The sequence below is a fragment of the Serratia sp. 22278 genome (genome assembly GCF_052045405.1).
Classification (GTDB): domain Bacteria; phylum Pseudomonadota; class Gammaproteobacteria; order Enterobacterales; family Enterobacteriaceae; genus Serratia; species Serratia marcescens.
In genome coordinates, this window is the sequence record NZ_JBQEOW010000020.1 from 36,185 (window position 1) to 43,726 (window position 7,542).

The following is a 7,542-nucleotide window of genomic DNA, read 5'->3' on the forward strand; positions in this document are numbered from 1 at the left end:
TATCGCTTTATGCAACCTAACATCGTTACAACATTAACCGATACCTAAGGACCTCTGCCCATGTTTAAGAAATCACTGTTAACTCTGGCCTTCACCGGCGTCGCCACACTGAGCACTTACGCCACCGCTGCCGATACCCTGACCATGGAAGTGTATAACCCGGGCGAGAAAAGCGTGTTCCCGGTGTCTTCCGAAATCGTCAGCGGCCAACACGAAGTGGCACTGATTGACGCTCAGTTCCAGCGTAACGATGCCGAAGAGCTGGTGAAAAAGATCAAGGCGACCGGCAAGAAGCTGACCACCGTTTATATCAGCCACTCAGACCCGGATTTCTATTTCGGTCTGGACGTGATTAAGGCGGCCTTCCCGGAGGCGAAAATCATCGCTTCGCCAGGCACCATCAAGGACATCAACGCCACCAAAGACGGCAAAGTCGCCTATTGGGGCCCGATCCTGAAAGACAACGCGCCGAAAACCGTGATCGTGCCACAGCCGCTGCAGGGCGACAGCTTCACCATCGACGGCCAGAAAGTGGAAGTGAAAGGCCTGAACGGCCCGACCCCCGATCGCACCTTCGTCTGGATCCCGGCGCTGAAAGCGGTCGTGGGCGGCGTCGCGGTCGCCGGTGACAATATCCATCCGTGGATCGCCGACAACCAGACCGAGGAATCGCGCCAGCACTGGCAGCAGACGCTGAAAAACATCGAAGCGCTGAAGCCGCAGGTCGTCGTGCCGGGCCACTTCCTGCCAGGCGCCGCGCAAACGCTGGCATCGGTGCACTTTACCCAGAAATACCTGACCACGCTGGAAGCCGAACTGCCGAAGGCCAAGGACTCCGCCGCGCTGATTGAAGCGATGAAAAAGCACTACCCGACGCTGAAAGACGAATCGAGCCTGGAACTGAGCGCAAAAGTGCTGAAAGGCGAGATGAAGTGGCCGCAATAAGCGCCCCTGCGTGATTGAACCAGCCCCGGCGCCGCGGCGAGTTGCCGCGCGCCAAGCGAGGAGTAAAGATGACCGAAACCACGTTACATTACATTTTCGATCCGCTGTGTGGCTGGTGCTATGGCGCCGCGCCGCTGGTGAAAGCGGCTCAGAGCCTCCCCGGGCTGAAGATCGTGCCGCACGCCGGCGGCATGATGACCGGCAACAATCGCCGCCAGATCACCGACGAGTGGCGCAACTATGTGATTCCGCACGACAAACGCATCGCCGAAATGACGGGCCAGCCGTTCGGCGAAGCCTATTTCAACGGCCTGCTGCGCGACACCACGGCGGTGATGGATTCCGAACCGCCGATCACCGCTATCCTGGCGGCGGAAAAGCTGTCTGGACGCGGGCTGGACATGTTGCATCGCATTCAGCAGGCGCACTATAAGGAGGGCCGGCGCATCGCCGACACGCCGGTGCTGGAAGCGTTGGCGAAAGAGCTGGGGTTGCCTTCGGCGGCGTTTATCGCCGAAATGCGCTTCAACAGCGGCGCACCGACCGCGCAACACATCGCGGAAAGCCGGGCGCTGCTCGCCAAAGTGCAAGGCCAGGGCTTCCCGACCTTTGCGCTGCAGGACAGCGAAGGCCGCCTGCATCTGCTGCCGGCCGGGAACTATCTGGGCAATGTGGAAGCCTGGAAGAACCTGCTGGGCGCCGCCGCGCTGGCGTAACCCTTCTCGCCCCGATCGCCGGGGCGAGTCATTCGACCCGCACGAACCGCCCTTCCGCCCGCACGTTGTGACCGAACCCGCAATCCCCCCGCGTATGCATCTCCAGCGCTTGTTCGCCAAACGCCATCGTCACGTCGCAGACCTGCGCGCTTTCCGCTTCATGCTGGTGGTAGACAGCCTTGCCGTGTTCGATCGGCAGCTCGGCGGTGAAGTCGCCCATGTTCGGCCCGTAATACAGCCCCATCTGCGGCATGGCGTAGCCGGAAAACGCGATCAACCAGCGCTCGCCCTGCGGCTTCACCGCCACTTCGCTCCACACGCCGCGCCCGGCGTATTGCCAATACACGCCGCCCGGCCCCTTGGGCTGCGGCTGCTGCGCCAGGCGTTGGCGCAACAGGCTCAGGTTGTGCTGCGATTTGTCGTCGTGCGGAGCCAGCGCCAGATAGGCCTGCGCCTTGAGCAATTCCCCGGCGTGCATCAGCGACAGCGCCACGTTGTTGTAAGCCGTGGCGACAGCCTGCTCGCTCAGGCCGCAAAACTCGCTCCAGGCCGCCTGATCGCGAAAGATGTCGGCGGCTTTGGCGTAATCCTGCCGCTGATAGGCCTTTTTTCCCAGTTCGGCGTAGCTCGCCACCTTTTGACAGTCGGCGGCGATGTCCGGCTCGTCAATGTGCGCCCAGGCCCGGGCGCTGGCGAAGACGCCGCAGGTCAGCAACAGGGGAAACCAAGCCTTCATCGTTTATCCTTTCTGCAAAAATTCGGCGCCAGTATAACCGCCCTGCGCCGGAGTGTATGCCGCAATTGCGCCCGCCAGCGCGCCGCTGACGATTCAGCCGCCTTATTTCAAACGGTTAGCGGAGTCAAAACTGCTTACAGTCGCGGTTTGTTTGTTACCGGCCCGCAGCCCATGCTGAACAAAACACCGCAATTATCGAGCCGTTATGAACGCAACCCCCTTGCAGAAACACGCCGTGTGGCAGTTGATCAAACCCTTTTGGGTGTCTGAGGAGCGATGGCGCGCCTGGATGATGCTAACAGCCATCGTCGTCCTGTCGCTTGGTCTGGTCTATATCAGCGTGCAGATCAACCAGTGGAACCAGGTGTTCTACGATGCGTTGCAGAACAAAAACTACCCGGTGTTCAAGGCGCAGCTGTGGCGCTTCACCTATCTGGCGCTGATCTTCATCGTGCTGGCGGTCTACAAGATCTACCTGACTCAGGGGCTGCAGATGCGCTGGCGGCGCTGGATGACGGAAAAGTTCATGGGAAAATGGCTGGCGCACCAGGCGTATTACCATACCGAGCAGCAGCAGATCGTCGATAACCCCGATCAGCGTATCGCTGAAGATCTCAACGTACTGACTCAATATACCCTGTCACTGTCGCTCGGGCTGCTCTCCAGCCTGGTGACGCTGTTTTCCTTTATCGACATTTTATGGCACGTCAGCGGGCCGATGACCTTCGCGCTCGGTCAACACGCCATCACCTTGCCCGGCTATATGGTGTGGTTCGCGCTGCTGTATGCGGTGCTGGGATCGCTGCTGATCTGGTGGGTCGGCAAACCGCTGGTCATGCTGGGCTTTAACCAGGAGCGGTATGAGGCGAACTTCCGTTTCGGCCTGATCCGCATCCGCGAAAACAACGACGCCATTGCGCTATACCACGGCGAACCGCGCGAGGCGCAACAGTTGGGTGACCGTTTCGACACCATTCGCAGCAACTGGTGGGCGATCATGCGCATCACCCGGCGGCTGAACATCGCCACCAACTTCTACGGCCAGTTCGCCATCGTGTTTCCCCTGCTGGTGGCGGCGCCGCGCTACTTCTCCGGCGCCATTCAGATGGGCGGCCTGATGCAGATCGCCTCGGCCTTCGGCCAGGTGCAGGGTGCGCTGTCGTGGTTTATCGACGCGTTTAACGACTTAGCGACCTGGAAAGCCTGCGTTAACCGTTTGGCCGGCTTCAACGCCGCCGTCGATCAGGTTCACCATCAGCCGCGCGGCATTCAGCTGCGGGAAGAGACCGCCCATCCGTTGACGCTGGATAACCTCAGCCTGAACTTGCCCGACGGCCAACCGCTGCTGGCCGGCGCAGAGATGACGCTGCAACGCGGCGATCGCCTGCTGATCGTCGGCCCTTCCGGCTGCGGCAAGTCGACGCTGCTGCGGGCCATCGCCGGTATCTGGCCTTACGGCGCGGGCGCCATCGGGGTGGCGGCCAACGCCAACACGCTGTTCCTGCCCCAGCGCAGCTACATTCCGATCGGCACGCTGCGCGAGGCGCTGAGCTACCCGAGCCTGGCGTCAGAATACAGCGACGAACAGCTGATGCGGGTGCTGGAAAACTGCCGTCTGAAACACCTGCAGCGCTGGCTGGATACCTCCGCCAACTGGAGCCATCGCCTGTCGCCGGGTGAGCAACAGCGGCTGGCGTTCGCCCGCGCCCTGTTGATTCGCCCGAGCATCCTGTTCCTCGATGAGGCCACCAGCGCGCTGGACGACGAAACCGAGCAACTGATGTACTGCCTGCTGGTGGATGAACTGCCGGACATGACGCTGATCAGCGTAGCGCACCGCAACAGCGTGGCGAAGTACCATCAGACCTGCTGGCGCTTCAGCCGCGGCGAAGACCAACCGGCGCGCCTGGCGCTGAGCCCGTTGCCGGCATAACTCACGAAGCCGGGCGCGCCCGGTTTTCGTTCAGATGCCATCGGCCTGCGCGTCTTCGCACTTCACCCGGCGGCGTTCATGCCACAGGCTGGTCAGGCCGCGTTTACCGCACGCCAAAGCCATCTCGCGAAATTCATCCAGATTCAGCCCATCGCGCTCCAGCATCATTTCCGCCGCCAACTGCATGTTGACGCCGGTGAGCACTTCGCAATCGCCCTGCGCATCCGCCAGTTCGCAGGCACTGCGAAACGGCGAACCGCCGAGCATATCGGTCAGGAACACCACACCGTCCGGCTGCGCCACCGCCGCCAGCGCCGAGCGTAGGGCGTCGTTGAGCTGCGCGGTGCTCATCTGTTCAGGGAAATCGACCGCCGCACAGTGCCGCTGCGGCCCCACCACTTGTTCCACCGCCTGCAACAGCCCGGTGGCAAAGCCGCCGTGGCCGGTAATCACAATGCCTGGCATAGCCCGCTCCTCACAAAATACCGATAAATTTGCCCGCCACGCCGATCGCTACGGTGACGCCAATCAGCTTCACCGGCGAGAAACCGCGCTTCATCAGGAAGAAAATGAGCAGCGTGAAGCACAGCGGCAACAAGTTGGGCATCAGCTTGTCCAGCACGTCGGTCTGCAGCGCCACGCTGGCCTTGCCGGCGTGCATCACCAGCGGCGTGGACAGGTGCACATACGAGGCCACCAGCGCGCCGATCACCGTCATGCCGACGATCGACGCGGCGTGAGAAATGCGCCGGGTGTGGGTCTTCAGCAGCGCCAGCGCGCTGGTGCCGGCCTGATAACCGTAGTGCGCCAGCCCAAAACGCAGGCCGAAGTGGAACAGGTTGAACAGCAGCAGGAAGACGATCGGCCCGAACAGGCTGCCCTCCAATGCCAGCGAAGCGCCTATGCCGGCGCAGATCGGCAGCAGCGTCAGCCAAAACAGCGCGTCGCCGATGCCGCCGAGCGGCCCCATCAGCGCCACTTTCACCGCGCGAATGGTGGAGATCTTCTCCTTGTTCTGCTCCATCGCCAGCACCAAACCGGACAGGAAGGTGACGTCGAACGGGTGCACGTTGATAAATTCCATGTGCATCTTCATCGAGTTGGCCAGATCCTGCGGGTTGCGGTGGATCTTGCGCAGCCCGGGGATCAACTGATACAGCCAGCCGCCCGCCTGCATGCGCTCGTAGTTGAACGACGCCTGCAACAGCAGCGAACGCCAGGCCATGCGGTTGATGTCGCCGCGCGTCAGCGCTTCGGCGGGCTGGCTGTCCAGATAATCGTCCTGCTCCACCTGGCTGGTGGCCAGCGCCTGCGCCATGCGCTGCTCGGCCTTTTGCGCCAGCAGATCGTCGGAATCGTTAAATGCCATCTTCGGCGTCCTCCTGCGGAGCGGGCCGGGCGGTCGCCTCTGCCGTGCCGCGTTGCGTGTTGAAGAAATCGATCAGGGCGATCGCCAGGGCGCCCAGCGCCACCGCCAGGATCGGCAGCTTGAGGAACGTGACCGAGATGAAACCGAGGATAAAATAGGCCACGTAGGTTTTTTTCATCATCACTTTCATCAGCAGCGAGAAGCCGATCGCCGGCATCATGCCGCCCGCCACCGCCAGCCCGTCCAGCAGCCAGCCCGGCGCCTTCTGCACCATGGCGCTGGCCGCATCGGCGCCGAAGTAAATCGGCAGGAACGCCACCACGAAATAGAAGATGAACAGAATGCTGATGCCCAGGTAATTCACCCGTTCGATGCCGCGCCAGTTCAGCGCTTTCACCATGCGATCGCAGCGGTGCATCATCGGTGAGTACAGCGTAAACAGCAGCGTGATGCAGCCCTGCACCGCAATCGAGAACGGCACCGCCACGCCGATCGCCACTTTAGGGTCGGCCTTGGTCAGAATGGCGAACGCGGTGCCGATCACTCCGCCGATCACCACGTTCGGCGGTTGGGCGCCCGCCAGCGGCACCATGCCCATCCACACCAGCTCCAACGTGCCGCCCACCAGCAACCCGGTGTAGACGTCGCCCAAAATCAGCCCCACCAGCGGCCCCATCACCACCGGCCGGTGGAAATGGGTCAGACCGTCGAACAGGTCAACCCCGGCCAATCCGGCCAACAACGCAATCAATAGCGCATCCGTCAACATGCTTCCCCCCTGGCTCAAAAGAGCAGTTTGCCGATCGCCTCGCCCGCTTCATCCGGCACCCGGCGCACTTCGCACTCCACGCCCAGTTCCGCCAGCGCGCGGAACGCGGCCACGTCGCCGTCGTCCAGCGACACCGTTTTGTGCACCTGCCGCTTCCCCTCGGCGAAGTGCATGTTGCCGACGTTGACGAAACGGATCGGCACCCCGCCGCGCACCAGCGTCAATACATCCTGCGGCGTTTTGCACACCAGGAAGATCTTCTGCCGATCCGCCGCCTTGTGGATCACGTCGATGGTTTTCTGCAGCGTGAAATAACGGGTCTGCACCCCTTCCGCCACCACCATGTCCATCAGGTTCTGCTGCACCGGATCGGCGGCGGCCTCGTCGTTGGCCACCACCACCAGGTTGGCGCCAAGGGTATTGGTCCAGGTCACGCCCACCTGGCCGTGCACCAGACGATTGTCGATGCGAGTCATTAAAATGTTCGGCATGTCAGCGGCCCTCCGGGTAACAGGCGGCGTGGTAATCGTCGAGCACCTGCGTCACTTTATGCAGCACCCACTCCTGCGGATCGGCGCTCAATTCGCCGGCGTTCAGCGCCCGCGCCTGATCCGGCAGGTACTGGCTGAGCAGCGCCAGCGGCGCCGGGCTGCGGCGCAGGTTGTCCAGCAAACCGTCGACCGCCTGCTGCACCTGCGGCTGCGGCCAGTAGTAACGCACCCTATCGCTCAGGCTGTAGTGGCGATCGAGATACTGTTGGTGCGGCGTGCCGTGGTAATAGCGGCTCCACTGCTGCGGCTGCTCGCGCATCACCTGCTCCAGCGTGGCGCACAGCTGCGCCGACTGGCGTTCCCCCAGCCATTCGCGTTCGATGCGATCGAGGGCGAACAGCGCTTCGCGCAGCGCGAAGGTCAGCGCCGGCCCCACCTTCAGGATGGCGAAGTGATCGCGCACCAGTTGGCGGTAGGCCTGCGGCGGTTGGTAATCCGTAGAGTGCGCTTCATAGATCATGCCCGGCTGCCGTTCGATGAAATGGCTCAATGCGTCGGCGCGCTGCGGTTGGTAATGCTCAAC

At 62.3% G+C, this 7,542-nt stretch carries 9 protein-coding genes; 3 read left to right on the plus strand and 6 right to left on the minus strand.

The window, feature by feature from the left end; translation table 11 throughout:
• The first annotated feature begins 60 nt into the window (after nt 1-60).
• Nucleotides 61-945 (plus strand): MBL fold metallo-hydrolase, encoded by an 885-nt coding sequence (locus ACTJJ6_RS22790; protein ID WP_016929931.1) that lies wholly within the window; start codon nt 61-63, stop codon nt 943-945.
• A gap of 68 nt (nt 946-1,013) precedes the next feature.
• The gene (locus ACTJJ6_RS22795) at nt 1,014-1,661 is read left to right on the plus strand and encodes a DsbA family protein (RefSeq protein ID WP_016929932.1); all 648 of its coding nucleotides are present in this window, start codon (nt 1,014-1,016) and stop codon (nt 1,659-1,661) included.
• A gap of 28 nt (nt 1,662-1,689) precedes the next feature.
• On the opposite strand, the gene ACTJJ6_RS22800 is transcribed toward ACTJJ6_RS22795, so the two are convergent.
• Nucleotides 1,690-2,397: a tetratricopeptide repeat protein gene (locus tag ACTJJ6_RS22800; protein ID WP_440804028.1), complete on the minus strand. Its 708-nt coding sequence runs from the start codon at nt 2,395-2,397 to the stop codon at nt 1,690-1,692.
• A 205-nt stretch (nt 2,398-2,602) separates the two neighbouring features.
• On the opposite strand from ACTJJ6_RS22800, the gene ACTJJ6_RS22805 reads away from it, so the two are divergent.
• Nucleotides 2,603-4,330: an ABC transporter ATP-binding protein/permease gene (locus ACTJJ6_RS22805; RefSeq protein ID WP_028127675.1), complete on the plus strand. Its 1,728-nt coding sequence runs from the start codon at nt 2,603-2,605 to the stop codon at nt 4,328-4,330.
• Between the two features lie 30 nt (nt 4,331-4,360).
• Here ACTJJ6_RS22805 and agaF read toward each other — a convergent pair whose 3' ends face one another.
• The 5 genes from agaF to ACTJJ6_RS22830 form a co-directional block, all read right to left on the minus strand.
• A complete protein-coding gene (agaF, locus tag ACTJJ6_RS22810) occupies nt 4,361-4,795 on the minus strand; it encodes a PTS galactosamine/N-acetylgalactosamine transporter subunit IIA (RefSeq protein WP_016929935.1) in 435 nt (144 codons plus the stop codon).
• Between the two features lie 10 nt (nt 4,796-4,805).
• A complete protein-coding gene (locus tag ACTJJ6_RS22815; protein ID WP_016929936.1) occupies nt 4,806-5,699 on the minus strand; it encodes a PTS system mannose/fructose/sorbose family transporter subunit IID in 894 nt (297 codons plus the stop codon).
• Nucleotides 5,689-6,468 (minus strand): PTS N-acetylgalactosamine transporter subunit IIC, encoded by a 780-nt coding sequence (gene agaW / locus ACTJJ6_RS22820; protein ID WP_016929937.1) that lies wholly within the window; start codon nt 6,466-6,468, stop codon nt 5,689-5,691. The genes ACTJJ6_RS22815 and agaW overlap by 11 nt, the downstream gene beginning before the upstream one ends.
• Before the next feature lie 14 nt (nt 6,469-6,482).
• Nucleotides 6,483-6,959, minus strand: coding sequence for a PTS N-acetylgalactosamine transporter subunit IIB (agaV, locus tag ACTJJ6_RS22825; protein WP_004931808.1), 477 nt, complete (start codon nt 6,957-6,959; stop codon nt 6,483-6,485).
• Between the two features lies 1 nt (nt 6,960).
• A partial coding sequence (locus ACTJJ6_RS22830) for a class II D-tagatose-bisphosphate aldolase non-catalytic subunit (protein WP_440827444.1) occupies nt 6,961-7,542 on the minus strand: 582 nt, incomplete at its 5' end.

Excerpts from the sequence above, each read along its gene's own strand:
- ACTJJ6_RS22790 (WP_016929931.1), top strand. The coding sequence starts at position 61 with ATGTTTAAGAAATCACTGTTAACTCTGGCCTTCACCGGCGTCGCCACA.
- ACTJJ6_RS22795 (WP_016929932.1), top strand. The coding sequence starts at position 1,014 with ATGACCGAAACCACGTTACATTACATTTTCGATCCGCTGTGTGGCTGG.
- ACTJJ6_RS22800 (WP_440804028.1), bottom strand. The coding sequence starts at position 2,397 with ATGAAGGCTTGGTTTCCCCTGTTGCTGACCTGCGGCGTCTTCGCCAGC.
- ACTJJ6_RS22805 (WP_028127675.1), top strand. The coding sequence starts at position 2,603 with ATGAACGCAACCCCCTTGCAGAAACACGCCGTGTGGCAGTTGATCAAA.
- agaF (WP_016929935.1), bottom strand. The coding sequence starts at position 4,795 with ATGCCAGGCATTGTGATTACCGGCCACGGCGGCTTTGCCACCGGGCTG.
- ACTJJ6_RS22815 (WP_016929936.1), bottom strand. The coding sequence starts at position 5,699 with ATGGCATTTAACGATTCCGACGATCTGCTGGCGCAAAAGGCCGAGCAG.
- agaW (WP_016929937.1), bottom strand. The coding sequence starts at position 6,468 with ATGTTGACGGATGCGCTATTGATTGCGTTGTTGGCCGGATTGGCCGGG.
- agaV (WP_004931808.1), bottom strand. The coding sequence starts at position 6,959 with ATGCCGAACATTTTAATGACTCGCATCGACAATCGTCTGGTGCACGGC.